At 33.2% G+C, this 26,975-nt stretch carries 29 protein-coding genes; 19 read left to right on the plus strand and 10 right to left on the minus strand.

Annotation, left to right across the window (positions count from 1 at the left end; genetic code table 11):
• Window position 1 precedes the first annotated feature (1 nt).
• The 3 genes from ftsA to radA all read right to left on the minus strand — a co-directional run bounded on the left by ftsA (window position 2) and on the right by radA (window position 4,273).
• The gene (gene ftsA, locus ACLHDE_RS05465; RefSeq protein ID WP_415398196.1) at window positions 2–1,360 is read right to left on the minus strand and encodes a cell division protein FtsA; all 1,359 of its coding nucleotides are present in this window, start codon (window positions 1,358–1,360) and stop codon (window positions 2–4) included.
• 1 nt (window position 1,361) lies between these two features.
• The gene (locus ACLHDE_RS05470) at window positions 1,362–2,828 is read right to left on the minus strand and encodes a peptidylprolyl isomerase (RefSeq protein ID WP_415398197.1); all 1,467 of its coding nucleotides are present in this window, start codon (window positions 2,826–2,828) and stop codon (window positions 1,362–1,364) included.
• 98 nt (window positions 2,829–2,926) lie between these two features.
• A complete protein-coding gene (gene radA / locus ACLHDE_RS05475; RefSeq protein ID WP_415398198.1) occupies window positions 2,927–4,273 on the minus strand; it encodes a DNA repair protein RadA in 1,347 nt (448 codons plus the stop codon).
• Window positions 4,274–4,434: 161 nt separating this feature from the next.
• Here radA and ACLHDE_RS05480 point away from each other — a divergent pair, with 161 nt between their 5' ends.
• Complete coding sequence (locus ACLHDE_RS05480; RefSeq protein WP_415398199.1) at window positions 4,435–6,480, plus strand: methyl-accepting chemotaxis protein; 2,046 nt, start codon at window positions 4,435–4,437, stop codon at window positions 6,478–6,480.
• Window positions 6,481–6,493: 13 nt separating this feature from the next.
• On the opposite strand, the gene ftsY is transcribed toward ACLHDE_RS05480, so the two are convergent.
• Together ftsY and ACLHDE_RS05490 are read right to left on the minus strand one after the other, a co-directional pair.
• Window positions 6,494–7,378 (minus strand): signal recognition particle-docking protein FtsY, encoded by an 885-nt coding sequence (gene ftsY, locus ACLHDE_RS05485; protein WP_415398200.1) that lies wholly within the window; start codon window positions 7,376–7,378, stop codon window positions 6,494–6,496.
• Window positions 7,379–7,384: 6 nt separating this feature from the next.
• Window positions 7,385–7,939: a TlpA family protein disulfide reductase gene (locus ACLHDE_RS05490; protein WP_415398201.1), complete on the minus strand. Its 555-nt coding sequence runs from the start codon at window positions 7,937–7,939 to the stop codon at window positions 7,385–7,387.
• A 109-nt stretch (window positions 7,940–8,048) separates the two neighbouring features.
• Here ACLHDE_RS05490 and ACLHDE_RS05495 point away from each other — a divergent pair, with 109 nt between their 5' ends.
• The 3 genes from ACLHDE_RS05495 (at window position 8,049) to ACLHDE_RS05505 (ending at window position 10,509) form a co-directional block, all read left to right on the plus strand.
• Complete coding sequence (locus ACLHDE_RS05495; protein ID WP_415398515.1) at window positions 8,049–8,570, plus strand: 5-formyltetrahydrofolate cyclo-ligase; 522 nt, start codon at window positions 8,049–8,051, stop codon at window positions 8,568–8,570.
• 15 nt (window positions 8,571–8,585) lie between these two features.
• Window positions 8,586–10,154: a ribonuclease Y gene (gene rny / locus ACLHDE_RS05500; protein WP_415398202.1), complete on the plus strand. Its 1,569-nt coding sequence runs from the start codon at window positions 8,586–8,588 to the stop codon at window positions 10,152–10,154.
• A 94-nt stretch (window positions 10,155–10,248) separates the two neighbouring features.
• Complete coding sequence (locus tag ACLHDE_RS05505; protein WP_415398203.1) at window positions 10,249–10,509, plus strand: hypothetical protein; 261 nt, start codon at window positions 10,249–10,251, stop codon at window positions 10,507–10,509.
• A gap of 3 nt (window positions 10,510–10,512) precedes the next feature.
• Here the strand turns inward: ACLHDE_RS05505 and ACLHDE_RS05510 are convergent, their stop codons facing one another.
• Both ACLHDE_RS05510 and ACLHDE_RS05515 read right to left on the minus strand, forming a co-directional pair.
• Entirely contained in the window at window positions 10,513–11,262 is a 750-nt protein-coding gene (locus ACLHDE_RS05510) for a competence/damage-inducible protein A (protein WP_415398204.1), read from the minus strand.
• On the minus strand, window positions 11,252–12,145 hold the full coding sequence (locus ACLHDE_RS05515; RefSeq protein WP_415398205.1) for a cation diffusion facilitator family transporter: 894 nt from the start codon (window positions 12,143–12,145) through the stop codon (window positions 11,252–11,254). Before ACLHDE_RS05515 ends, ACLHDE_RS05510 begins: the two co-directional genes overlap by 11 nt.
• 155 nt (window positions 12,146–12,300) lie before the next feature.
• Between ACLHDE_RS05515 and cmoB the strand changes: the two genes are divergently transcribed.
• Both cmoB and ACLHDE_RS05525 read left to right on the plus strand, forming a co-directional pair.
• Window positions 12,301–13,188: a tRNA 5-methoxyuridine(34)/uridine 5-oxyacetic acid(34) synthase CmoB gene (gene cmoB, locus ACLHDE_RS05520; RefSeq protein ID WP_415398206.1), complete on the plus strand. Its 888-nt coding sequence runs from the start codon at window positions 12,301–12,303 to the stop codon at window positions 13,186–13,188.
• 91 nt (window positions 13,189–13,279) lie between these two features.
• On the plus strand, window positions 13,280–13,780 hold the full coding sequence (locus ACLHDE_RS05525; RefSeq protein WP_415398207.1) for a PaaI family thioesterase: 501 nt from the start codon (window positions 13,280–13,282) through the stop codon (window positions 13,778–13,780).
• Between the two features lie 10 nt (window positions 13,781–13,790).
• Here the strand turns inward: ACLHDE_RS05525 and ACLHDE_RS05530 are convergent, their stop codons facing one another.
• Both ACLHDE_RS05530 and ACLHDE_RS05535 read right to left on the minus strand, forming a co-directional pair.
• Entirely contained in the window at window positions 13,791–14,387 is a 597-nt protein-coding gene (locus ACLHDE_RS05530) for a class I SAM-dependent DNA methyltransferase (protein WP_415398208.1), read from the minus strand.
• Window positions 14,387–14,980: an MBL fold metallo-hydrolase gene (locus ACLHDE_RS05535; protein WP_415398209.1), complete on the minus strand. Its 594-nt coding sequence runs from the start codon at window positions 14,978–14,980 to the stop codon at window positions 14,387–14,389. Before ACLHDE_RS05535 ends, ACLHDE_RS05530 begins: the two co-directional genes overlap by 1 nt.
• Before the next feature lie 153 nt (window positions 14,981–15,133).
• Here ACLHDE_RS05535 and ACLHDE_RS05540 point away from each other — a divergent pair, with 153 nt between their 5' ends.
• The 6 genes from ACLHDE_RS05540 (at window position 15,134) to argB (ending at window position 21,029) form a co-directional block, all read left to right on the plus strand.
• Entirely contained in the window at window positions 15,134–15,631 is a 498-nt protein-coding gene (locus ACLHDE_RS05540) for a hypothetical protein (protein ID WP_415398210.1), read from the plus strand.
• Window positions 15,632–15,651: 20 nt separating this feature from the next.
• On the plus strand, window positions 15,652–17,250 hold the full coding sequence (locus tag ACLHDE_RS05545) for a methyl-accepting chemotaxis protein (protein WP_415398211.1): 1,599 nt from the start codon (window positions 15,652–15,654) through the stop codon (window positions 17,248–17,250).
• A 79-nt stretch (window positions 17,251–17,329) separates the two neighbouring features.
• Entirely contained in the window at window positions 17,330–18,136 is an 807-nt protein-coding gene (locus ACLHDE_RS05550) for an NAD+ synthase (RefSeq protein ID WP_415398212.1), read from the plus strand.
• 9 nt (window positions 18,137–18,145) lie between these two features.
• Window positions 18,146–19,267, plus strand: a complete 1,122-nt coding sequence (locus ACLHDE_RS05555; RefSeq protein ID WP_415398213.1) for a DegT/DnrJ/EryC1/StrS family aminotransferase — start codon at window positions 18,146–18,148, stop codon at window positions 19,265–19,267.
• Between the two features lie 5 nt (window positions 19,268–19,272).
• A complete protein-coding gene (locus ACLHDE_RS05560) occupies window positions 19,273–20,181 on the plus strand; it encodes a tetraacyldisaccharide 4'-kinase (RefSeq protein ID WP_415398214.1) in 909 nt (302 codons plus the stop codon).
• Window positions 20,178–21,029, plus strand: coding sequence for an acetylglutamate kinase (argB, locus tag ACLHDE_RS05565; RefSeq protein ID WP_415398215.1), 852 nt, complete (start codon window positions 20,178–20,180; stop codon window positions 21,027–21,029). Before ACLHDE_RS05560 ends, argB begins: the two co-directional genes overlap by 4 nt.
• A 4-nt stretch (window positions 21,030–21,033) precedes the next feature.
• Here argB and ACLHDE_RS05570 read toward each other — a convergent pair whose 3' ends face one another.
• The gene (locus tag ACLHDE_RS05570; RefSeq protein WP_415398216.1) at window positions 21,034–21,360 is read right to left on the minus strand and encodes a PAS domain S-box protein; all 327 of its coding nucleotides are present in this window, start codon (window positions 21,358–21,360) and stop codon (window positions 21,034–21,036) included.
• A 155-nt stretch (window positions 21,361–21,515) separates the two neighbouring features.
• Here ACLHDE_RS05570 and ACLHDE_RS05575 point away from each other — a divergent pair, with 155 nt between their 5' ends.
• Genes ACLHDE_RS05575 through ACLHDE_RS05605 form a run of 7 tightly spaced genes read left to right on the plus strand, consistent with a single transcriptional unit; the run spans window position 21,516 to window position 26,975 of the window.
• Complete coding sequence (locus tag ACLHDE_RS05575) at window positions 21,516–21,806, plus strand: DUF2018 family protein (RefSeq protein ID WP_415398217.1); 291 nt, start codon at window positions 21,516–21,518, stop codon at window positions 21,804–21,806.
• Window positions 21,807–21,811: 5 nt separating this feature from the next.
• On the plus strand, window positions 21,812–22,228 hold the full coding sequence (locus ACLHDE_RS05580) for a hypothetical protein (protein WP_415398218.1): 417 nt from the start codon (window positions 21,812–21,814) through the stop codon (window positions 22,226–22,228).
• 10 nt (window positions 22,229–22,238) lie between these two features.
• A complete protein-coding gene (locus ACLHDE_RS05585; RefSeq protein ID WP_415398219.1) occupies window positions 22,239–23,126 on the plus strand; it encodes a polyprenyl synthetase family protein in 888 nt (295 codons plus the stop codon).
• On the plus strand, window positions 23,126–24,433 hold the full coding sequence (gene hemA / locus ACLHDE_RS05590; RefSeq protein ID WP_415398220.1) for a glutamyl-tRNA reductase: 1,308 nt from the start codon (window positions 23,126–23,128) through the stop codon (window positions 24,431–24,433). The genes ACLHDE_RS05585 and hemA overlap by 1 nt, the downstream gene beginning before the upstream one ends.
• Complete coding sequence (gene proS / locus ACLHDE_RS05595; RefSeq protein WP_415398221.1) at window positions 24,430–25,734, plus strand: proline--tRNA ligase; 1,305 nt, start codon at window positions 24,430–24,432, stop codon at window positions 25,732–25,734. Before hemA ends, proS begins: the two co-directional genes overlap by 4 nt.
• Before the next feature lies 1 nt (window position 25,735).
• The gene (locus tag ACLHDE_RS05600; protein WP_415398222.1) at window positions 25,736–26,185 is read left to right on the plus strand and encodes an FxsA family protein; all 450 of its coding nucleotides are present in this window, start codon (window positions 25,736–25,738) and stop codon (window positions 26,183–26,185) included.
• Window positions 26,139–26,975: a DsbA family protein gene (locus tag ACLHDE_RS05605; protein WP_415398223.1), complete on the plus strand. Its 837-nt coding sequence runs from the start codon at window positions 26,139–26,141 to the stop codon at window positions 26,973–26,975. The genes ACLHDE_RS05600 and ACLHDE_RS05605 overlap by 47 nt, the downstream gene beginning before the upstream one ends.

The raw sequence follows: 26,975 nt of genomic DNA on the forward strand, positions 1-26,975 counted from the left end.
TTTAAAATAGCTGGGTAGCCCAGTTCCAAAATTTGCTAAAAGCTCCAGCTTCATCGCTTTTTTTCTCTTTTTTAGATGGTAAAGTAACCATAGTTTCCAATTTTTCTTCTTCATTAGCTGGAGCAATAGGTATTTCAGGCTCATTTGAAAAGTTGACGTTACTCTCTGCAACAGGCGCTTCATTTGAATGACGTACTCTTTTGTTTACATCTATCTCATAAGGAGTATAGTATTTGGCACTATACATAACTAAACCTATAGCACTTGAGAATTCAGCACTTCTTAGGTTGTCAAAAAGACCATCCATCTCAATAGGCTTAGCGAGACGAACAGGTACAGAACCAAAAGTTGCTACTGCTAAATCTCTGATGCCTTCCATTTTAGAAAAACCACCAGTCAAAACTATTCCTGCACCCAATTGATCTTTAAGCCCGCTGTTTTCAATAAACTGAGCAAGTATCATAAGTGTCTCTTCAACCCTTGCAAAGATTACATTGTGAACCACTTCAAGAGATACTTCATGAGTTGTGTTCTCATCTCCAATTATTGGAAGTTCTATAAGCTCATTGCTTGGTGTTAGTAGTGATCCATAACTTAGCTTTACGCTATCAGCAATATTTAGTGGGGTATGAAGTGCCATTGAAAGGTCACTTGTCACATGGTTTGAACCAACACCTAAAAAGTCGTTGTATCTAATAGAGTTACCAGAGTGAATAGTAATATTGCTAGTGTTACCACCCATATCTATGACTGCAACACCTAATTCTTTTTCATCTTGGTTTAGAGTTGCTATAGAAGATGCATACCCATTTAACACAATGTTTTCTACTTCTACACCAGCTCCACGAACAGCTTTTTTAAGGTTGTTAAGATTTGATTTTTGAGTAGTTATGATATGAGTTTCAACTTCAAGTCTTGAAGCATTCATTCCAAGAGGGTCTTCTATAAAGTCTTGATCATCTACTTTGAAGTTAAAAGGAAGAGCATGTAGAACATCATACTCATTTGGAATATTAGCATTGTATAGAGATGTGTGCATAACACGCTCAATCTCTTTAAAGCTAATTTCTTTATTTTGAATATTTACTATACCATTTGAGTTTAAACTTTTTGTATAAGCTCCAGATATTGATACCACAGCAGTTCTTACATCACTACCGGATACTCTTTTTGCATCATTTAAAGCTGTTTTTATCGACTTAGAAGCTAACTCTATGTTAGTTATACTTCCTTTTTTTAAACCTTGCGCTTTTGAAGTTCCTGCGCCTGTTATAGCTACTGATCCATCATCAGCAATTTCAGCGATGATAGCACATATCTTAGTAGAGCCAATATCTATGGCTAAAACAGTTCTGCTCAACTTAGAGTCCTTCGATAAATATCTCTGTTTTGTACTTGTTTTGTAGGTTTTTAATCAGACCTTCATTAAACATAGCACTCTTTAATCTAACAATTGGGTTGTTTGGATTAGTGTTAGTATTGTTAAGCAGTTTTTGTTCCAGTATATTATATAAAACAACATTTCCATTTTTCAAAGAAATAAAACCTCTTTTTTCTTGTGAAGAAAATAGTGCTACTAAAAATTCATTTGCATCCGCAACATCCATGTTTGTCAGTTTGGCAGCATCTACATTCGTAATATAGTCCGTTGTGTCACCACTAAACGTTGCTACAGAATTTTTAGCTAACTCAAGAAGTTTGTTTCTTTTTTGTTCTTGGATAAACATTACTAAAGCATCTTTTTTTGCTTCTTCAAAAGATTTTGCTTTTGAAGGATTTACCTTTGTTAGCTCAAATGTAAAGTATGCATCATTTACTAAAACAGGTTTTAGGAATGGAGATGTTATAGATAATTTAGATATTTTTTCTAAGACTTCAGCATTATAAGGATTATTTGAAGCTGAAATAACAGCAGTAGATACTTCTACATCAGAAGCAAGTTTGCTTTTTTTGTAAGCTATATATTGTCTAAGAGCAGCATCTTTAGTAGCTTTAGAGTCAAGCTCATCTATAACTGAACTTTTTGCATCTTCAAGTGGTAGAATTTTTCCTTGAGCATCTTTAAAGTGAGTTTTGTTAGCAAGGTAATGCTCGTTTATCTTAGCCTCATCATACTCATTTGATACTTTGTCTTGTTTAATAAACTTAACCTCATAACTAACTTCACTCATAAACTCTTGTTGTTTTGATTCCCAGTAAGGTTTAAGAGCGTCGTCTGAAGTGTCAATATTTATTTTATCAGCACTTAATATTTTATAGTTTATTTTATCAGCAATATTTAAAATACTATTGATTATATCTAGTTCATTCTTACTTACATCAACTGGAAGTAATTTTAGAGTTTTTTGGATAAGTAATTGTTTCTTAACGTCAGCTTCATACTCTTTAATGCTCATATCATTTCTGGAGAGAACTTCTTTGTATGTCTCTTTGTTAAAAACACCATCTTTAAAAAAATATTCTTGAGTTTTTAACTCATTTAAAAGTTCTATATCATTGATCTCTAAATCATAAGATAATCCAAGATTAATGATTAATGCCTGATCTGTTAACTGCTTAAGTGCTTGAGATTGAAGACCAAAACTCTTTGCTTTTTCTTCATCAAAATTACCCTGAAACATTTTGTTGTATTGAGCATAAAGGTTTGAGTATGTTTTTTGAAGTTCACCCATTGTAACCTCTACATTTCCAACTTTTGCCACGGCTCCGGCTTTGTCTCCGTATGAGTATTGTCCCCAACCAACAAAACCTGCTCCAACAAAAGCGATAGTTGAAATCCAGATAGTAATTATGAGGTATTTTTTATGTCTTTGCATCCATGTAATCATCTCTTTTTTTTACCTTATGTATGATATTTTTGTAATTCTAGGTAAATTCGTATTAAACCTTGATAAAGCTAGCTACTATTATGTTCAAGTTGAGAAGCTTAATACCATTCTAATAATTTTGTTACTTCATCTACTATAAAAGTTTTGATTGTTGTTTTCTCAAGTGGTTTTTTTGCTAGAAGTGCTTTTGAAATGTTTTGCATTTTAGCCTCTTTGAGTCTAACATCCATGCCATAGACTTCTCTTACATCACCTACGAGAGATACTTCTCCTATAAAAACTGTTTTTTTTGATATAGCTCGATTTCTAAAACTACTAATAATTGCTGCAAGAATTGCTAAGTCTGCACTTGTTTCAGTTATTTTAATACCCCCGGTAATATTTATAAATACATCATATCCAGATAGTGGGATTTCTAACTTTCTCTCAAGAAGTGCTAAAAGCATATTTAGTCTGTTGTTGTCAAATCCAGTTGCTTGTCTTTTAGAGTTTGGAGTGTGAGACTCAGATACTAATGCTTGAACTTCTAATATAATAGGACGAGAACCTTCCATAACAACGGTAAGAGCAGAACCTGCCTGTTCAGAATTTCGGTTAAAAAAGCGAGAAGCTACATCTGTGGCAGAGATTAAACCATCACTTCTCATCTCAAATACTCCTATCTCACTTGTTGGTCCAAAACGGTTTTTAAAGCCTCTTAATATTCTTAGCTCTTGAGATGAATCTCCCTCGAAATATAAAACTGTATCAACCATATGCTCCAAAACTCTAGGTCCTGCAATAGAGCCTTCTTTAGTGATATGACCGATGATGAAAATGGCTATGTCTTTTTCTTTTGCTATTCTCATAAGCTCAAATGTTATTTGTCTAACTTGCGTAACCGAGCCTGGTGCTGATGTGATGTTCTCAGTATAGATAGTCTGAATAGAGTCAATGATAATAAACTCATACTCTCTATGTTCAAGCTCTATTAAGATTTGCTCCAACCTGATTTCACTAAGAAGATATAAAGAGTCATTGTTTGAGCTTAAACGATTAGCACGTAGCTTAATCTGTCCACTTGATTCTTCTCCTGTCACATAGAGTACATTTTTGTTAGTAGATGCAATATTTGAAGCTACTTTTAGAAGTAGAGTTGATTTACCAACTCCTGGACTTCCACCAATCAGTGTTAGTGAACCGGGAACTATTCCACCACCTAAAACACCGTCAAGTTCTTTATCAAGTGAGCTATATCTATAAACTTCACTCTCTTGTATATCATTTATACTTACGGCTTTAGATGCACTACTAGATGCAGACTTAGTCTGTTTTACTACATCTTGCTGATGTTCACTTAGTTCTATAAATGAGTCCCATGCACCACAATTTGTGCATTTCCCCATCCATTTTGGAGTAGTAAGTCCACAGTGTTGGCACTCAAATAAAATCTTTTTCTTAGCCATGATATAAGCCTTTTTTTTTAAGTTATTGGTGATTATACAAATTTTTTTCAGTAGAAGTTTATTATATGACAAAATGTCATATTTAGTATCTAGTTTTTGTAATAACTCCGTAACTATTTACTTATAGACTTGCATTTTTAAAACAAAATATAAGGCTTTAAATGAATAAGTTATCTATAAAATTTCAAATTATTTTGCTCACTACGGTATCTTTAATATTATTAGCATCTATTACGACATTTCTATCAAGTTCTAAGAGTAAAGAAATATTGATGCAAAACAGTTACAAAAATCTAACAACTCTAAGAGATATCAAAAAAAATCAAATAGAGGAGTTTTTTGCTAAATCTGTGCGAGATATAGATGTATTAGCTATGAGTAAAAATCTTCAAGATATTTCCTGGGATCTTTTAACAGTTTTGGATGACCTTGAAGTTGCAGATAATGTGCCATTTCCTGTTAATAACCCTTCTGCAAAAGAAGAGCGTCTACCACATGAGCCATTTTTTCAAAAGTATTTAAAAGAGTATGGATATTACGACATATTTATAATTGCTGCAAAAACTGGGCATGTAATGTATAGTGCAACAAAAGAATCTGATTATGGAGCAAATCTAACTAGCGGTTCATTAAAAAATAGTGGATTAGCTCAAGTATATAAAAAAGCATTGGCAAACAATCGTCCTACATTTGTTGATATGAAACCATATGCACCTAGTAATGGTGTTCCTGCAATGTTCTTAGCAACTCCAATAGTTGTAAATGCTCAAGTCAAAGCTGTGCTTGTATTTCAAATAAGTGATGATGCCATTAACAAAGTAATGAGATACAGACATGACTATGGAGATACACAAGAAGACTATTTAGTTGGCTCAGATAAACTGATGAGAAGTGATAGCTATTTAGATGTAGAAGGACACTCGTTATACGCTTCTTTTGCTAATCCATCAAGTGGTTATGTAGATACAGTTGCATCTCGTGAAGCTTTAGAAGCAAAGAGTGATACTAAAATAGTAACTAATTACAATAACAATCTGGTGCTTTCTTCTTTTTCTACAGTAAAGGTAGGTAAAGATTTTAACTGGGCAATACTCTCAGAGATAAATGAGGCTGAAGTTCTTATAGTACCAAATAGTATAAGAGACAGTATCATTATATGGTCTTTGGTTATTTTGTTAGTCATAAGTACTATATCTGTTATGTTAGTTAATCGAAGTATCGTCAAACCATTAAATAGATTTAAAGAGACACTTTTAGAAATCGGAGACAATAAAAATTTGACCTTAATAGTAAATGAAAAGGCACCGTTGGAGATATCTCAGATGGCTAGAAGTTTTAATAATCTAATTGTAGAATTAAAAGATTTGATAGAGACTTCAAAACAAAGTTCTTCAGAAAATGCTTCTATATCACACGAACTCTCTACTACGTCACTTGGTGTAGGAAAAAATGTTGAGAAGTCTGTTAGTGTTGTTGATGAGGCTACTAAAAAAGCAAACTTCATTAAAAGTGAGATTGTGTCTTCTGTCTCAGATGCAAAAGAGAGTAAGAAAGATATCATAAAGGCAAACAAAAACTTGAATGATGCTCGTAAAGAGGTTGTCCTTTTAAGTTCTAAAATTCAGCATAGTGCTGAGCTTGAAGTTGAACTTGCTCATAGAATGAATACTTTATCTTCAGATGCTAATGAAGTTAAACATGTTTTAGAAATTATTGCAGATATTGCAGACCAGACAAATCTTCTTGCACTCAATGCTGCCATTGAAGCCGCTCGTGCCGGTGAGCATGGTCGCGGTTTTGCTGTAGTAGCTGATGAAGTTAGAAAGCTAGCCGAGAGAACACAAAAATCTCTTACTGACATAAATGCAACTATCAACGTTATAGTTCAATCTATAGGAGATGTAAGTGGACAGATGAGTAGTAATTCTCAAGAGATGCAAGAGCTAACAAATAGAGCTACAGATGTAGAAAAAACAATTAATAATACTGTATTAATCGTAAATGAAGCTGTATCTGCAAGTGATAAAACTGTTAGAGATTTTGAAAAAACTGGAAGTGATGTTGAAGCTATCGTTTCTCAGATCTCTGAGATTAATGAGATATCTTCAAAAAATGCTCGTAATGTAGAGGAGATTGTATCAGCTGCTGATCATCTAAACTCTTTAACAGATGATTTGCATTCTAAACTTGATCTCTTTCGTACTTAAGAGAAGAAGATAACTATTTAGTCTCTTCTTCAACATAGATAGCATCTAAAAGCCCATCTACAAACTCATATTTGTCAAACGGTGTTAGATTTTCCGGTTGTTCACCAGTTCCTACGAAAAGTATAGGAAGTTCTAGCGCGTAAGCAATAGAAAAGATTGAACCACCTTTTGCAGTTCCATCTAGTTTTGTGATGATAATTCCATCAATTCCTATCATTTCGTTAAAAGCTTTTGCTTGAGCTATTGCTGAGTTTCCTTGTGTTCCATCAACGATTAAAATTGTTCTATGAGGAGAACCTGGATGAGCTTTATCACATATGCGGTTAATCTTTTTAAGTTCATTTGCCAGATTTGTCTGTGTATGTAGACGACCTGCAGTGTCAATTATGACATTGTCAAAACCTTTTGATTTTGCAGAATCTATAGTGTCATATGCAACTGCAGATGAGTCATGCCCTTGTTTTGATGAAATTATAGGAATATCTAGTTTTTTAGACCAAAGTGTAAGTTGTTCTATTGCTGCCGCACGGAATGTATCTCCAGCACCTAAAATTACTTTCTTTCCCTCTTTTTTGTATCTCTGAGCAAGTTTTGAGATAGTAGTAGTTTTACCTGCACCATTTACTCCAACTATAAGTTCTACAAAAGGAGCAGTAAACTCAGGCTCTTTGTATGAAGTGTAGGCTAGGGTAGCTAAAAGTTTTGAGCGTAAGATATCTCTTGTAACTTTATTTTGATAAATCTCATTTAAAATAATTTCAACTAAGTCATACTCAACATCAGCTTCTAGAAGAATATCTTCAAGCTCATTCTTTGTAAATGAAATCTTTTTTTTTGGTGCAACAGTTCTTATCGCCTCTACTGTTTTTGATAGAGATTTTTTTATAAAACCAAACATATATATTTATTTACCAATTGCGAGCTTAATCTCGCTTTCAATTAGTTCTTCTTCTATTGAGCCTATGAAATGGTTTATATATTGTCCATCTTTGTAAAGGGCCATAATCGGAATAGGGTATCTTTCACCAAGTTTTAATTCATTTACAATAGTATCTGCCAAACGACGATTTTGATCAGAGTTAACAAGTGTATAGTTTGCATCATATGTTTTTCTAAAATCTAAAAGCTTTGAATTAGGGATACTGTCTTCTATAGTAATACCGATAATGATTAGGTCATCTTTGTACTTTTCTTGAAGTGAAGTAAGATGAGTTGCTGCTCCACGACATGGTGGACACCAAGTTGCAAAGATGTCAAAGATGACTACTTTGCCTTTTGCACCTTTAAGTACAAATCCAGAGCCCTCTTTTTTAACTATATATTGTTTGTTATCAAGGCCTGTTAATACATACTCGTTTGTTGAAATAATCTCGTTTACATCTTGAGGCTCTTCGTTGGAACATCCAACAAAGAATATAACTGAACTTAATAAAAGTGTTGTAGTGATTTTTTTAAACATTAAAATACCTTTTTATCATTTTTTTTATTGTAGAATATGCGAAATTATAACTTAAAGAATTTATATGCCTCTTACAAAATCTATATTTAGAGAAAATTGTATCAAAAAGATGAACAATGCTTCTTTTCATAGCAAATACTATAGAAATGCTATGATAAATAAACACCTCTTACGTGAATTAAAAAACATCAGAGGTGCAAAAGTGTTATTTTATTATCCGTTACCTTTTGAAGCAGATATAAGAAAAACACTCAATAAAATACGTAAAAATTGTGATATCTTTGTGCCATTTATGCAAGATGCAAGTTTTAAGATAGTACCATTTAGGTTACCGCTAAAGAAAAATAATTTTGGTATTTATGAAGCGGGAAATACAATAAGAAATATAAATAAAATTGATATAGCCATAGTGCCTACGGTTGGGGTTGATGGTAGATTACAAAGAATTGGTTTTGGGAAGGGAATGTATGATCGTTTCTTTGCAAAGTTAAAAAAGAGACCATACACAATTTTTACACAACCAGAAATTTGTTTTACAAAAAAGTTTATTTGCGATGATTATGATGTCGCATGTGATGTACTATTAACACCAAGGTTGATTAAAAAACCAAGGAAGTATTACGGGCTATAGAATAGGAAATTAATAATGTTAAATGAGATACTACTGGGTGGCTCTATTGCCACGGTAAGTGGTCTTTTTGGATTTTTTATCTCTAAGAAAATTACTCATGCTAATTTTGATGTTCTTGTTGATAAAGCAAAAGCAAAAGCAAGTGCAATTGAGAATGAAGCTCAATTGCTTCTGCATAAATCAAATGTAAAAGCGCAAGATGTTGAGCGTGAAGCTATTAAATATTATGAGAGTTCAAAAGAGAGAGCAAAAGCAGACCTGCACCAAAGAGAAGATGATGTTATACGAAAAGAGCAAAGTTTTATTCGTTATAAACAACTAGAAGATAAGAGACTTCGTGATGATGGCAGAGTTTTAGAAGTTAAAAAAGTTGATTTAGAAAGAAATGAGAAATCGCTAGAATCATTAAAGAAGAAGTATGAAGTCAAGATAGATGAAGCCCTTCATACTATAGAACATAGTGCTGGAATGACTCAAGATGAAGCAAAAAAAGTTCTACTTGATAATATAGAAGAGAAGTCTAGAGCAGATGTTGCTCATATAGTTAGACGTTACGAAAATGAGGCAAAAGAAGAAGGAAAGAAAAAAGCAAACTACATTTTAGCTCAGGCTACAAGTAGATTTGCAGGTAACTTTGCATCTGAGAGACTTACAAACCTTGTGCATCTCGAAGATGATGAGTTAAAAGGTCGTATTATTGGTAAAGAGGGTAGAAATATTAAAGCTATCGAGACTTTGATGGGTGTTGATATTATTATTGATGATACACCAAATGCAATTCTTATAAGCAGTTTTAACCTTTATCGTCGCGCAATTGCAACAAAAACTTTACAGCTTCTTATAGCGGATGGTCGTATTCAACCTGCAAGAATAGAAGAGATATATGACAAAGTAAGTGAAGAGTTTGAGGATGGCATTTTAACTGAAGGTGAAGAGCTGATTGCAGATATGGATATCGGAGTTATGCATCCAGAGCTTGTTAAGTTAATCGGTAAACTAAGATATCGTGCTAGTTACGGGCAAAACGCTTTAGCGCATACACTTGAAGTTGCTCACTTAGCAGGTATTATGGCCGCTGAAATGGGGGGAGATGCTAGACTTGCAAAAAGAGCTGGACTACTTCACGATATCGGCAAAGCTTTAACTCACGATCATGATGGAAATCATGTAGATTTGGGTGCTGAGATTTGTAACCGTTATAACGAACACAGTATAGTTATAAATGCAATATATGCTCACCACGGACAAGAAGAGATAAACTCTATCGAGTGTGGGGCTGTTTGTGCAGCAGATGCACTCTCAGCTGCAAGACCAGGTGCAAGAAGAGAAGTACTGGAGAGTTTCTTAAAAAGAGTTACACAAATAGAAGAGATAGCATCTGAGCACTCCGGTGTAAAGCAGGCTTATGCTATCAATGCAGGACGTGAAGTAAGAGTTATCGTTAATGCTACTTTGATTAACGATGATGAGTCTATTTTGATGTCAAGAGAGATAGCAAAAGAGATTGAAGAAAAAGTTCAATATCCTGGTGAGATAAAAGTAAATGTTATAAGAGAGAGTAGAGCTGTTGTGTATGCTAAGTAGTTAAACTACTTCGTATACTACATTTAATTTTTATCTTCTTAACACTCTGCTAACAAATAACTATTACAATACTCCATACAAAAGGAGTTTTACAATGAAAAAAATCTTATTATCGTTAATATTAATAGCAAGTGTCAGTTTTGCAACAGATAGTTTTGCAGAGCATGAAGCAAAAATGCAAGAGATGCAAGCGAGTAAGCAAACTACAAGTGGAGATGGTTCAGGAGAACAAAAAAGAAATCAAAATCAAAATAGTTATGGACAAACAGATGGTTCAGGCTCAGGTTCAGGTTCAGAAAATATGAATAAAGGCTCTAATAGTGGTGGCGGTGGTGGTGGCGGCCGAAGCAGATAGAGGTTAAATTAATTCATATGCTATATTATGATTTTTGAGCTCTTTTATAAATAGTTCAAAGTATTTCTTTACTTCTTTTTCATTGTAGTCACTAAGGGAGAGCTCAACATTTGCTTTTCCATCTTTAAAAACTGGTAAAGAAGACAATTCAATGTGTGATGGTAAAAGTTTCATCTGAGTGATTAGAGTCTCTTCACTTGTTTGGGCTAAAAGTGTATATCTGAACTTTTCTAATCTAGTAGAACATACTTTAGAGATGACTTCTTTTATCATTGGATGAGCCATCTCTGGAAATCCTGGAACAAAGAAAAATCTATTTTCTAAAGAGAACCCTGACATATTGTTTACTGGGTTAAAAAGTAACTCAGAACCTTCTGGTATATCGACCATATGAACTCTATGTGGATAGGCCTTGTCTGCAAATTTATCTATGATGTTTTTTTCAAATACTTTATGCCTTACTACAGGTTTGTTAGTAAATATTTCTGCTGATATTTCTCTAGTTAAATCATCAGGAGTTGAACCTATACCTCCAAATGAGAAAAGAATAGAGTCTTTATCTTTTTTTATAAGTTCATAACAACTCTTCATGAGATTAACATCATCTTTAACTATGAATGTTGCAAAAAGCTCATAACCATATTTTTGTAATTCATCGCGAACAAACTTGAAATGTTTATCTTCTCGTCTGGAATTTAAAATTTCTGTTCCAATTATTAGTGCATAAAAATTAATATTAACCCTAGTATTCATCTTCTATCTCATTCATCTCAGAATCATCATAAGGATCCATGTGAACTAATATATGAACACTTTTATCTTTAAAAAGATCTTTGATTTTAGCTTCTATCTTATCAGCAATAAGATGAGCATCATATAGAGAGATGCTTACGTTAAAAACAGTGTGAACAGATATAAAGATATGTGAGCCTGCTTCTCTGGTTTGAAGGTAGTGATAGTCACTAATACCATCGTCATTTTCTAAAATAGTTCTGATTTGCTCTAAATCTTCTTCAGGTAGAGCAGCATCAAGAAGCATTAAAATACCTTCTTTAATGATTGGCATAGCTGAGTAAATCATGTAAATCGCGATACCAACACCTAAAATGGGGTCTATCAATTGCTCTCCCGTCATAGAAATGAGTGCTAGAGCCATAAGAACCGCACCATTTGAGAAAAGGTCAGTTTTGTAATGAAGAGCATCCGCTTTTATAACCATGTTTTTAGTTTTTTTAGCAACATAATTTAAAAACGTTACTAGAACAAAAGTTACAACAAGTGATGCCGCCATTACCCAGATGCTGCTTAGCATAAACTCCATCTCTCTAGGGTGGGCAATCTTCACAAGTGCCTCATAGAGTATGAAAAGTGCAGATAAAGAGATAACTGTACCTTCAACAACTGCTGCAAGCGGTTCTATCTTGTTTCTTCCATAGTTGAACTGATCATCTGGATTTTTCTCAGACGTATTAAGTGCAAAGTAGTTAAATAGTGATACAGTCAAATCTAATAAGCTATCAATAGCAGAAGCAAGAACGGCAATAGAACCGCTTAAAATCCCGACAGTCATTTTTATTAGTACAAGGGCACCTGCAACTGATGTAGATATAACGGTGGCTTTTTTTTCTAATCTCATTCAAATGTTCCTTCATCTATTTGTTACGATATCAGAAGTAATCCCGCTACCTAACGTTAACACTGAGCTTTCTTAGACAGGAAGCCCATATTACTAGTGATATAAAATATATTTTAGATACAATTATAATGAAATTTACTTAAATAAAGAATAAAATGAACTTAGAAGAAATAAGAAAAGAAAGACAAAAGTGGATGACTTGGAAAAATATCAAGCCTATTCGCAATCTGATAGAGACTCTTGAAGATGGCTCGTTTGAAGTTGAACTTGGTGATGTTGTCAAGATTAGCGGTGATGTTAGTCAAAATATAGAAGATATTGCAAGAACTATGATGCCTTGGAGAAAAGGACCATTTGAGATTTTTGACTGTGTCATAGATGCAGAGTGGAAGAGTAACATAAAATACAATCTTTTAAGAGGGCATTTTAATTTAAAAGATAAGAGAGTTGCCGATATAGGATGTAACAATGGTTATTACTTATTTCGCATGCAAGAAGATGAACCAAAATCTCTAGTAGGTTTTGATCCATCGCCTTTGTATAAAACACAATTTGATTTTGTGAATCATTTTGTAAAAAGTGATATTGTTTATGAACTTTTGGGAGTGGAGCATTTAGAGTTCTATGAAGAGAAGTTCGATACTATCTTTTGTTTGGGTGTTTTATATCACAGAAGTGACCCTGTTACAATGCTAAAGTCACTCTTTCGTGGACTTGACAAAGAGGGTGAAGTGATACTTGATACTTTCTATATCGTTGGTGATGATGAAATGGCACTTTGTCCCAAATCATCTTACTCAAAGATACCAAATATCTACTTTGTACCGACAATACCTGCTCTTAAGAACTGGTGTTTAAGAGCAGGCTTTAGTAGCTTTGAGGTTTTAGAAACTTCAACTACTGACTTAGATGAGCAGAGAAAGACTTCATGGATAGAAGGACAATCACTAGAAGACTTTTTAAACCCTGAGGATAGTACAAAAACTGTAGAGGGTTATCCAGCCCCAAAAAGGGTATATGTTAAACTGATTAAATCACATTAATGTGATAGCTTACTGCCTAAGTTGAGTGTTAAGGTAATGGATAGATGAAGGGTTTCCTTCATTTTACAAAGTAAAATTAAGGAATAAATAAATGAGTACAGAAACAGAACTACCCGATGAAGAGTTAGAACTTGATGATTATAGAGAAGATGAAGAAAATAGCGTACTTTTATCAACTCATGAGAGTATCAATCGTGATTTAAATGGTGAGATTTTAAAGTTAGAAAGGGGCTATGTTGAGTTAAGGCTTATAACAAGCTCTGAAATGGTTGTTGACGACCAGGGTCTTATTCACAGTGGATTTATTTTTTCTGCTGCTGATTTTTCTGCTATGGCCGCTGTAAATGAAAGAAATGTAGTTCTTGTTGGAAGTGATTGTCAGTTTCTATCTCCTGTAAAGTTTGGTGATGAAGTGAATTTTGTTGCTAGAGTAAGACATAAAGAGGGTAGAAAAAGAAATGTTCATGTAGAAGCTCATGTTTTAGATATCAAAGTTTTTGAAGGTGAGTTTAAAACGGTTATAACAGATAGACATGTACTAAAGCTAAAACTTCTTGAAAATGATGATGAAGCAATACAAAGAGTGGAGTAAGTCCTCTCTTTTATTTTTTTGCAGTTAGTAAAAAGACACCAAAATCTCTGTGTGGTTTGTTAATAGTATTGATATTTTGAAAAGTTATATCACTAAATCCTGCATCTGCAGCAATCCTACATAGTTGATCCTTCTCAAACCCAAAGTGAAAAACACCGGTATTGTCTGAATGAAATGTCCCATCTTCACTTTCTAAGTCTGCAATAGCGATAAAACCATTTTCGTTGATATCTCTGTATATTGTTTCAAAGAAAGCTTTTAAATCTTTAACATGATGAAGTGTCATAGAACTAACTAAACCATCAAAAGCTCTACCCAGTGGTTTAGCTATAATATCTTGACAATAAGTCTCAATACTTATCTCAGGAGTATTCTTAGCCTCTAGCTTTTTCAACATACTAACAGATGTATCAACACCATAGACTTTTTTAACTCTATGTGCTATATCAAAACCAAGAAGACCTGTACCTACACCAAAATCTAAAATCTCCATACACTTTGTAAGTTCTATTTTTTTATTTATTGCATCTGCTATTATTTTAGCACCTTGGACCTGAACATCGCCCTTATCCCAATTTTTTGACTTTTCTTTAAAATGATCTTTCATTATAGAGTTCCTATCCAATAGTCTGCATATTGTTGTTCTTGTTTTATGGTTGTGGTTCCACCATGTCCAGGGTAGAGTGTTTTATCAAAATTCAGTTTTTTAAATCTCTCTAGGGAGTCTCTCATATCTTGCGGAGATGAGTATGGAAAATCTGTTCTACCGATAGAGCGTTCAAAGATAAAATCACCGCTAAACATTGCATCTTCTATCTCTATCATTGAACAACCCGGACAATGCCCAGGAAAATGGCGAAACTTTATTTTTACACCATCAAAATCAAATTCTTCTTCGGGTTTTACTTCAACATCCGGAATTGATGGTGGAAGATCTGGCATCCAGCTACTCTCAGAAAGTAACATAACATCACCTTTTGGAGTATAAAGTGGAATATTTAGTTTTTTTTGAAGCTCTGAATTTGACCATACATGATCAAAATGGCCATGTGTATTTAAAATAGCTACAGGATTTGTAACATTTTGTACTACCCATGAAGTTGCATCTACCCCTGGATCTATAATAAAGTCTTTACCATCTACAGTTACGATGTAACAGTTTGTTTGGTAAACACCCATAGGTTGAACTTTTATTTGCATCTTGACTCTTTTTTTATTTAGATTGTAACAAAACAATATAAATAAAAACAAAACATAAATTGTTAAACGAACTTTAAGTTAAAATTTATAGTTTAAGGAGTACCATTTTTTGGTATAGATCTTAACTTATAAGATTTTATAATAGGAGGAAAGATGTTGAAAAAAATTATTATGTTGATTGCTACGGCGACAATATTGTTTGCAGGAAGTGAGTCTAGTTATCCATCTGATTGGAAAAGTTATGAGAGCATTAAGACCCCACTTGCGATTTTAGGTGCACTACCTGATTGTAATGCTAATGTCTCTTCGCTACCAGCGATTTATCAAGAAACTGTTGCAACATATTGTGCAATAAAGCCAGGTGGTCCAGGTGCAGTTGCTATTTTAGTAAATAAAAGTGCCAAAGAACCATTTGCAAAAAGAGATGGTAAATTTCCTGATGGAGCAACTATGATTCTTCATCTAAAAGATTTAAAAGTTCTTTTTGTAACTACATATAAAGGGAATAAACCTCTTTATAGTATCTATACAGAAGATGGACAAGATGCAGCAAATGCTCCTGGAAGTGGATTGAATCCAAATGACTGTAGAACATGTCATACTGGATATGGTGCTTTTTGTCTAAATGGACAGTGTGCTTCACAAAAATAATTTTTAAAAAGGAACTTTTAATGAGTCATAAAAAATCTATTCAAGATATTTCATTAGTATATAAAGTTATTGTCACAGTTATAACATTTTCGATTATATTTACTCTGTGGATTGGTAAAATTATATACACTGAAAAGTATGACTCAGAGAGTAGAGGTATCATAAATACCGCTAAGGCTGCATTTTCAGCTTTAGTTCCTATAAGTGAGGTTTCGATTTCCGGTGCTAATTTAATGAAATTAAGATCAAATGATGTGAAGGCTATTGTAAAATCAACAGGTGCTTTAGTTATTGATGTTGATGGTATGAGCAACAAAATACCTAAGTCACTTTTTGCGCCAGAACAGCCTCCAAAACCTATAAAACATAGATTTGTAACTTCAAAAAATATAAGCGAAGATGATATACAAAAACTTGTCAATGCCGGAAAAATATTAAACAATGACACAGTAATTAAAAATGGTTATCTTATAATATCTAAAACTCTAAAAGTTAATAATGGTGGTAAAATAATAGCCATATTTGATGCTTCATCAATAGATGAAATTTCTTCTGAAATTATGTATATGTTGGCTATTAAAGTGTTGCCAGCACTATTGATTTTCATATTTGTTCTTGTATATGTTGTAAAATTGGTATTAAAACCAGCGTCAGTTATATCATCTGTCTTATCTAATGATATTCGTGATTTAAGAAAACATATTGATGTAAAAAATAAAGATGAATTAGGAATTATCTCGCATAGCTTTAATAGTTTTATAGATGAGATTAGAAGTTTAATCGTAAATATAAAAGAGAGTGGTTCTCAAAATCATGTTCAAGTTGAAGAGCTTATCTCTACATCACGAGAGATGCAACACCATATAAAAAATATGGCAAGAGCAATAGATGCTAGTGTTGGTTCCAGTCGTACAGTAAGAGAAGTATTAGACTCTAGTAATAAAGATTCTCAAACTACGAAAAACAATATAGCAAAAGCTCAATCTTCACTTGCTGAAGTTGGTAGTGAAATAGCACTTATGCGGGATACAGTTGAAAACGGTATGGAAAAAGAGTTGGCGATTGTTGGTAGATTAGAGTCTTTAAGTTCACAAATAGACGGAATGAAAGATGTTGTAAGTTCTATAAATGATATAGCAGATCAAACAAACTTACTGGCATTAAATGCGGCAATAGAAGCAGCACGTGCCGGGGAACATGGCCGTGGATTTGCTGTTGTTGCTGATGAAGTTAGAAAACTTGCTGAAAAAACACAAGGTTCACTAAGTGAGATAAATAATGTTATTTCAATATTTGTTGATTCTATAGCTATTACAAATTCAGAAATGAGTGCTAAGAAAAAAGATTATGAACATTTAGTAGAAGTATCTGTCGGTATTAATCAAAAAACATGTGGGGTGTCAAAGATTATGAAAGAAACAGTAGAAGTAGCTGAAAAGTCATCTCAGGTAACCAGTGATTTGTCAAACAGAGTTATTGAAATAATAGCAGAGATAGAAAAAATAAATGAATCATCTAGTTTGAACTTAAAAAGTGTAGATAGTATTTCAAATATATCTATAAATTTAAGAAAAACAGCAGATGAACTAGAAGATCAACTATCATTATTTAAAGTATAATAATTATCTAATACTAATTTGTTACAAAACTTTGATATAATATTTTTTGTTAAAGATTTTTAAAGGTTTGTTAATAAATATGAGTAAATACGCACAAATTTCAGACTATCTAGAACATTTTTTAGATAATGAAGTTCGTAAAACTGGTATAAAAAAAGTTGTTGTTGGTTTGAGTGGCGGACTTGATTCTGCTGTTGTAGCAGTTTTAGCCCATAAAACTTTTAGAGATGATTTGTTATGTGTGAAAATGCCTTCACACTACTCTTCGCAGAGTTCACTAGATGATGCTGATGCACTTTGTAGAGATTTTTTTATGAAGTCCATAACAGCATCTATTGAGCCGATGTTACGTGCATATGAAGAGTTGAATCCAAATATGGACAACCTAAGAAAAGGAAATTTCTCTTCTCGTATGAGAATGTCAACCTTATTTGATATCTCAGCAAGAGAAAATGCTTTGGTTTTAGGAACTAGTAACAAAAGTGAGTTGATGTTGGGTTATGGAACTCTATATGGAGATTTATCAAGTGCAGTTAATCCGATAGGTGATTTGTACAAAAGTGAAGTCTATGAGTTGGCAGAGTACTTAGGTGTAAGTAGAAGTATTATAGATAAAGCTCCATCAGCTGATTTATGGGATGGACAGAGTGACGAAGAAGATCTAGGTTATACATATGCACAGCTAGATGCTGCTTTGAAGTTATATGTAGAAGATAGATTGAGTAAAGAAGAAATAGTTAAAAAGGGGATAGACTCTCAGATGCTAGATATGATAATAGGAAGAATTTTTCGTAACCATTTTAAGCGAAAAATGCCAGTTATTGCAAAGCTAACATCCAGAACTATAAACCATGATTTTAACTACCCAAGAGACATAACCTTATAAGGACTAAAAATGAGAATACCGTTTTGTAAATATGAAAGTGGACGAGAAGAACATAGTAATGTAGCAGACGTTTTAGATGCAGAGGATTTTAATCAGGTAACTAAATTAGAAGAAGAGTTTGCTTCATATGTTGGAGCAGAGTATGCTTTAGCAACTTCTCACGGTACTTCAGCACTGCATCTTGCGATGCTCGCACTTGATCTTAAACGTGGTGATAAGGTGGTTTGTTCAGTAAATGCTTATCCAAACGTACCAGAAGTTGTTCGCCACTTTGATGCAGAACCTGTTTTCATAGATATTGAATCAAATACTTATAATATAAATCTAGACCTTTTAGAAGCCTACTTAGAAGATAATCAGTCGAAAAAATTAAAAGCTGTTATCGTTACTCACTTGGGGGGAACTACAGTTGATTTAGAAAGGCTATATGCTATTGCTAAGATATATAGTGTGAAAATTGTTGAAGATGCAAGTGAAGCTTTAGGAGCTACATATAAAGGAAAAAAGATAGGTTCTACAGGTGGAGATATTACTTGTTTTAACTTCTCTCCTCATTTAAAGAAAAATGTATGTAACGGAGGAATGCTTGTTACTGATAATGCCCAAATTATGGAACGTGCGAAACTTTTAACTAACCATGCTATAGAACGTGATGAAGATTCATTAGAATATATCTATGATGTAGTAGATATTGGTAATGATTACTCTTTATCCGAGTTAGCTGCTGCTTACATTAGAGCTCAAATTATGAAGCAAGATAAAAATATTAAGAGACATCAAGAGATAGCAAAAATCTACAGTGAGGCTTTAAAATCAACTGAGCATATAACTATTCCGGATATGAGCAATGATGAGAATCCATTCTCTTTGTATATTGTCAAAGTAGATAAAAACCGTGATTCTTTTGCACTTGAGCTTAAAAAAGCTGGTGTTGAGTGTGGATTACATTATATTCCACTGCATCTATTAACTTACTACAAATCAAAATATTCACTGAAGATTAATAACTTTCCTAAAGCACTACAGTGCTATCAGCAAGTACTATCTCTTCCTATATATGCTGGTATGGATGATAAAGAAGTAAAATTTGTTTGTGAAAAAGTTAAACAAATAGCTAAAACTAGAGTTTAATAACATTGAAAAAGAGTTTAGTATTTTGGGTTGAAGAGTATTTTTATAACCCGAATTTTCTTCAAAAACTTCTCTCTTTTTTACTCCTTCCTCTTAGTTGGGTATATTGTCTTGGTATGTTTATCCGCTTTAAAAGTAAAACCCCAGTTGATTTTGAAATAGACATAGTGAGTGTTGGAAATCTAAGTGTAGGCGGAAGTGGTAAAACACCATTGGTTACCACTCTTGCGTCCAGATATAAAGATGCTGCTGTTGTTCTTCGCGGTTATGGCCGTAGTAGTAACGGACTATATGTTGTTAAAGACAGAGATACTGTTTTGTGTGATGTAAATATTAGCGGAGATGAAGCTATGATATATGCTCACAAACTCCCAAATGCCATAGTTATAGTAAGTGAAGATAGACCTCTGGGAATACAAAAAGCTAAAGAGATGGGAGCCAAAATAGTTTTTTTAGATGATGCATACTCCAAGCATGATATTAAAAAACTAGACCTTCTTATAGATGTCAAAACCAAGAACAATAGATGCTTACCTTCAGGAGCTTTTAGAGAGAGACTTTGGTCTTATAAAGAAGCAATAGTTTTAGAGGATGGCAAAGATTTTAAAAGAGTAGTGAATCTTAAAAATAAAAGTGCTAAAATGTCACTTGTAACAGCTATTGCAAGACCATCAAGGCTAGATGAGTTTTTACCAGAAGTTGTAAGTAAAAATTACTTTGAAGATCATCATAAATTTACGAAAAAAGAATTAGAAGAAATTTTAAAAAAAGATAGTTCTGAGTCACTTTTACTTACCTATAAAGATTTTGTAAAAGTAGAATCTTTTAACCTACCAATATCACTACTAGATTTGGATGTGCAGGTTGATGAAAAAATATTTAGTAGAATTGATAATTATAGGGGCAAAGATTGAAAAAAAAGATTGAAACAGTAAAAACACTGCTTGATGCATTACCATTTATAAAAGAATTTAGGAATGAGATTGTTGTTATTAAATATGGCGGTTCAGCTCAGACTTCTGCACAATTAAAAGAAAAGTTTGCAGAAGACATTTTACTTATGTATCTTGTTGGTATTAAGCCCGTTATCGTTCATGGCGGAGGCTCAAAGATTACAGAGATGCTAGATGCTCTAAATATTGAGACTAAGTTTATAGATGGACAGAGAGTTACTACTAAAGAAGTTATGCGAATAGCAGAGATGATTCTTAGTGGAGAGATAAATAAAGAGATAGTTTCACTTCTTAATTCTCATGGAGCGAAAGCTATAGGTGTAAGTGGTAAAGATGCTCACTTTATTACTGCAAAAGCAAAAGATTTTGCAAAGTGGGGATTAACTGGGAATATTGACTCAGTGAAACCTGATGTAGTGGCTAAACTTATTGCTGATAAGTTTGTACCAGTTATTGCTCCAATAGCAGCCGGTGAAGAGATGGGACATCCTGGCTTTAACATAAATGCAGACTTATGTGCGTCGTATGTTGCAAAGGCTATAGGTGCAAATAAAATTATCTTCTTAACAGATACTCCTGGTGTTCTTAACAAGGAGAAGAAACTTATAGCTACTCTTACAAGAGATGAAGTTGATGCTCTAAAAGCTGATGGAACTATTCATGGTGGAATGGTGCCAAAGGTAGATGCATGCTTAGAAGCTATTGATGGCGGGGTAAAGAAAGCTCACATCATTGACGGTAGACTGGAGCACTCTATGTTGCTGGAACTTTTCACATCAGAAGGTGTTGGTACTCAGATAGTTAAGTGATTATCTAGACTACCACTCCTAAAGAGTAAATTTCCGTAGGTCTGTTTTTCTCATCTTTTATTATATTATTGACCCATTTGATAGTTTTAGTAGAACCATTTTTACATCTGATATTATTTGTAAATTCCCAATGAGCATTTTGACCATGAAAGAGGTCGCTAAACACTCCTAAAACTTCTACTAAATTACTATCGGGTATAAATATTTCAAACCAATTTTTTCCTAGAAGCTCTTTTTTTGTATATCCACTTATATTTGAAGATGTATCATTAAAATCTAGTATAATTGCTCCTGCATCTAATGATACTGTGAAGACATTTTTATTTGACATTATTTACATCTCCTTTTTGGTTTTTAAGATTTATAAGTATAGCTAAAATCTGTATATTACTTAAAAGAAGATAGCCTCTTGAACTATTACAAGTAATGATTAATAAATGAAGTGTATAATCACAAAATATATAAATAAAACTAAGGAATAATTAAATGTCAAAATATAGTGCACTATTTGAAGATGAAGATGATGTATTTTTAGGTTCACCAACTAGTAAATTGATGGATATAATTTTTAATGCCAACAATGATGTTGTTAGATATGATTTAGAAAATTTTATGAAAAGAAGAGCGGCAATGGAGCTTTTTTTAGAAGAAAAATTTGGTGAAGATTATGGCAAAGAAATTGACATCTTCATGATTGAGAGTTCTGAATCAGTTGAAATTAAGACTAAGAGTTTAAGTATTGAACTGATGGGTGAAATAGTTTCAAAAAGTGAATAAATAAAATGAAGCTGTTTTTACAAGTTTTTATTATTTTAGCACTAAGTTATAGTGCAGTTTTTGGAGATGAGTACAGAGATGTAACAACAATCTCTCTAAAAAAGGATGAACAAAAGAAAATTCTTGTAAAATATGGCGACATTACAAAACTCTTTAAATTTAACTGGACACTCTATCAAAATAGAGGATTAGTTATACATCGCTCATACGATAGAATAGTATCACAAAATATACTCTACTTAAGAGAAAAAAATCGTACTTTTCGCTTAGAGCTTAGACCTAGAGGTACGGGTTATTTTAATCCGGCTTATTTACTAGTTAAATTTAAAGAGTTTAATTATGAGACAAATGAAGCAGTATTTGAGCTGTTCTTGTTTGATAAAAAAACAGAGATTAGTTTAAAATATTTGAAGAATAGTTAAAGAGGTATGGATGCAAAGAGTTGAGAGTGAAATAACAAGATTGATAAAAGAGATTGATTATGACGAGGTAACTCGTCTTTTTAATATGCTCTCTGGTGGTAAAAGACTTAGGGCAAAGCTTATTTTAAAAATTGCTCCCAAACATGAAAAAGCTCCACTTCTAGCTGCTATAGTTGAGTTAATTCATGGAGCAAGTCTTCTTCATGATGATGTAATCGATGAGGCTTTAACAAGAAGAGGTGTGCCATCTGTTAATGCGACAGATGGCAGTAAAACTGCTGTGATGTTAGGAGATATTTTATATTCCAAAGCTTTTACAGAGCTTGTTGAGTTTGATAGAGATATTGCAAAAGTTATAGCAGCTTCTGTAACCTCACTCTCTAAGGGTGAGATGCAAGATGTGAAGATGGCAGATGAGTTTAATGAAGATGAAGAAAAATATCTTGATATGCTCTACCTTAAAACTGCTACTCTTATAGAAGCCGCGGCTTACGCTTCTGCTCTGCTTGCAGGCAAAAATGCTTCTTCATATGGAGTTTATGGACGAAACCTTGGCTTGTCATTTCAAATTATTGATGATATCTTGGATATTACAGCAGATGCTGTTACTCTTGGAAAACCAGCTATGAATGATTTTGTAGAGGGAAAATGTACACTTCCTTATATCTATCTCAACAGAGAATTAAATGCAGAGGATTCTGCAAGACTAAAAAACTCACATGCAAAACATATTGATGAGGATGAGACTCTTTGGATTAAAGCGAAGATGAAAGAACATAAAAGCGTTGAAAAATCATTTGAACTGGCTGTAAAACTATCAAATGAAGCTATGTTGGCTGTTAAAGATGATAAAGAGCTCATTGATATATTACAAACCATGATAAAAAGAAGTTACTAATGCACTATATAAATATAAGTTTCTCACACAAAAATTCTACTCTCGAGATTAGAGAAAAGTTGACATATCCTGATGATGAAAATGTTGAGGGGTGTTTAAGAGTTCTAAACGAGAGTGAGACGATAAATGAGACAATACTTATCTCTACATGCAATAGAATGGAAATTTTTTGTAGTTGTAATGATATATCTGCTGCAACTAAGCATATATTTGAAAAGCTGACAGCTCGTTCTGGAATTGCTATTGAAGAGTTAGAAGGTCGTGCTGATGTATTTGATGACAGTAGTGCTATTCATCATCTTTTCACTGTTGCATCTTCACTTGACTCAATGGTAATTGGAGAGACTCAGATTGCAGGTCAACTAAAAGATGCATTTAGGTTTTCATATGACAAAGGTTACTGTGGTCAAAAACTTGCACGTGCAATGCACAATGCCTTTAAATGTGCGGCAAAAGTAAGAAACGCAACTGATATCTCTTCTAAACCTGTTTCAATCGCAAGTGTTGCAGTTTCAAAACTTAAATCTGTTTTAGAGAGCGTTGAGGGAAAGAAAGCACTAATCATAGGTGTTGGAGAGATGTCTGAGATTACTGCAAAACATATGATATCAAATGGTGCTGATGTTTATATTATGAACAGAACAAAAGATAAAGCTTTTACTTTGGCAGAAGAGTGCGGGGCAAAGGTTTTGGACTTTGACCAACTTCCTCACATAATAAATGAGTTTGAGATTCTTTTCACTGCAACATCATCTCCAGTTCCTATCATTACTGATGATATTATCAAAGCATGTGATTTTGACAGATACTGGTTTGACTTAGCGATTCCAAGAGATATTATATATCATAAGGGCGAGCGTATAAACCTTTACCAAATAGATGATTTAAAAATAATTGTTGATGAAAACAGGGGTCTTAGAGAAGATGAGGCTAGAAAAGCTCATACTATTATAGGACGAAGCACAGTGGCATTTTTTGAGTGGCTGGATACTCTAAACATAGAACCAATGATAAAAGAGATATATGAAAAAGCTTTTGAAGCTGCAAAAATAGAGAGTAATAGAGTTATTAATAATGGCTATATTCCAAAAGAGTATGAAGAACAAGTTCGTAAAATGGGTGAGCAGGTAATGAAACGCTTTTTACATGATATGACTTCAAAAATGAGAAGTGTATCTGAAGATTCAAAATCAGACATGATAACCGGCGCTATGCAGTTTTTAATAAATAAAGATGCTGAGACAGAGATGCCAGATAATTATAAGTGTGAGCACGCTCTAAATGTAATACAACAAGGAAGCAAATGAGAAGAAGTAAAGCTTTTATACCAACAACAAAAGAAGTACCATCAGATGCAACACTTCCATCACACCAGTTTTTAATTAGAGGTGGATTTATAAACCAACAAGGCGCTGGTCTTTATAACTTTATGCCACTAGGCAAAATAGTACTAGAAAAAATTAGAACTATTGTAAAAGAAGAGTTGGATAATGCAGGTTGCAACGAGGTACAACTTAGCTTTGTGACACCTATGAGTCTATGGGAGAGAAGTGGTCGTTCCGAGACTATGGGAAAAGAGATGCTTCGCATCCAAGATAGACATCAAAACTCGTTTGTACTGAGTCCTACTAATGAAGAAGCTATGGTAGAGTTAGTAAAAAATAGAGTGACTTCTTATAAAGATTTACCTCTAAACCTATACCAGATAAATACTAAATTCCGTGATGAAGCAAGACCAAGATATGGTCTTTTACGCGGTCGTGAATTTTTAATGAAAGATGGATACTCTTTTCATGCATCTAAAGAAGATATGGTTAGAGAGTTTAACCTGATGGAAGAGACTTATAAAAAAATCTTCACTAGACTAGGACTTGATTTTAGAGTAGTTGAAGCAGATAGTGGAGCAATTGGTGGAGAAGGAAGTAAAGAATTTCATGTTTTAGCAAATAGTGGTGAAGATACTCTTGTTGTATGTGAATCATGTGACTACGGTGCAAATATTGAAACTATTTTTGAAGATGAAGCGCAAGTTGATGCTTATAATGAGAAATCTTATGAAGAGTTAGCAGTGTTAGAGTTAGAACAAAAATGTTCTTGTGGAGCTACACTTATTTTTAAAAAAGGTATAGAAGTTGGGCATATTTTTCAACTTGGAACTAAATATTCGGCGGCTTTAGAAGCACATTTTAATGATGATAATGGCAAACCAAAACCATTTGAGATGGCAACGTTCGGAATAGGTGTTAGTAGACTAGTAGCATCTGTAATAGAACAAAACCATGATGAAAATGGTTGTATTTGGACTAAAGAGACAGCTCCATTTATGGTAAATATTATGGTCTCAAATATTAAAGATGAAGAGCAAGTAATACTTGGTGAAGAACTCTACTTAAAACTTTTAGGTGAAAATGTTGAAGTTATGTTTGATGATAGAAAAGAAAGATTTGGCTTTAAGATGAAAGATGCAGAACTTATTGGTTTTCCATATACTGTTATAATTGGAAAAGAACTAGCCAACGGTCTTGTTCAAGTATACGATAGAAAAACAACACAAAAGTCATCAGTTAAAGTCGGTGATATATTTTCTACAATAATGGGACTAATATAGCATGATTTACTTTATAATATATCTCTTTTTAGAAGTTCTTATCTCTGTAAATATTTCATCATCTATTGGTGGTTTAGCAACATTCTTTGAAATAGTTTTAACTGCTTTTATAGGTATATTAATATTGATAAATTTTAGAACAACTCTTCTTCATAATATAACAGCAGTCTCTTATAATGCAATTGATCTTAGAGAGTTCCAAAAACTTAATCTCTTTACAATCATTGGTGCAATCTTACTGATAATCCCAGGTTTTTTAACTGATATAATAGGTATATTGATTCAGTTTAGCGTATTTACGAGTATGCTTGTTAACCGTTATAATGTAAAATCAGCTAATTATAAATCAAGTCACAATCAAGAAAATATAAGTAATATAGAAAAAAATATACAAAAGGATTCAGATGTCATTGATGTTGAAATTATTAGCGATAGCTCTACTACTAAATAGTTATTTACAGGCTTCTACTTCAAACGAAGATGTAGAAAAGTTTTTAAAAAAATCATTTGAGGGCAACCCAAATATAATCAAGCTAAGCGTTAAAGTTGAACAAACTATTGCTCTAGAAAAGGTAAAAGGTTGGAGTGCATATATAGTTGGTGTAGATGCAACGGTAAAAGCCAATCAAGGCAGTCGTGATGTCAAGCAAAAGATGATATGGTTCTCAAACGGAGATACTATTTCACCAGACCTTATAGATATTAAAACAGGGACTTCTTTAAAAGAGAGTGTTTCACCGTCATTTGCACTAAAATATTATAAAAAAGAAAACCTTATTTATGGAAATGCAGATGCTAAACATAGAGTGGCAATCTTCTCAGATCCATTGTGTCCATTTTGTAGAACTTTTGTCCCAAAAGCAATAGAGACTATGAAAAAAGATCCAAAGAAATTTGCTATATATTATTATCACTTTCCTCTTCCTTCACTTCACCCTGCAGCAGTAGAGTTAGTTAAAGCAGCAGTTGCAGCTGAGTTACAAGGTAAAAAAAATGTTGTACTTAAGCTTTACACTGTAGAAATAGACCCAAGAGAGAAAGATATCAGTAAAATTTTAGAAGCATTTAACAAAACAATGAAAACAAATATAACACCTGCTGATATAAACTCAAAAGCTGTTATGAATCATATTAACAGTGATTTAAACATTGCAAACAATTTAATGGTTGGTGGAACTCCAACTATGTTTTTTGATGATAAGTTAGACAAAACAAAAAGAAAATTTGAAAAGGTTAAATAG

It is taken from the genome of Sulfurimonas iocasae (assembly GCF_047716755.1).
In the GTDB taxonomy this organism is placed as follows: domain Bacteria; phylum Campylobacterota; class Campylobacteria; order Campylobacterales; family Sulfurimonadaceae; genus Sulfurimonas.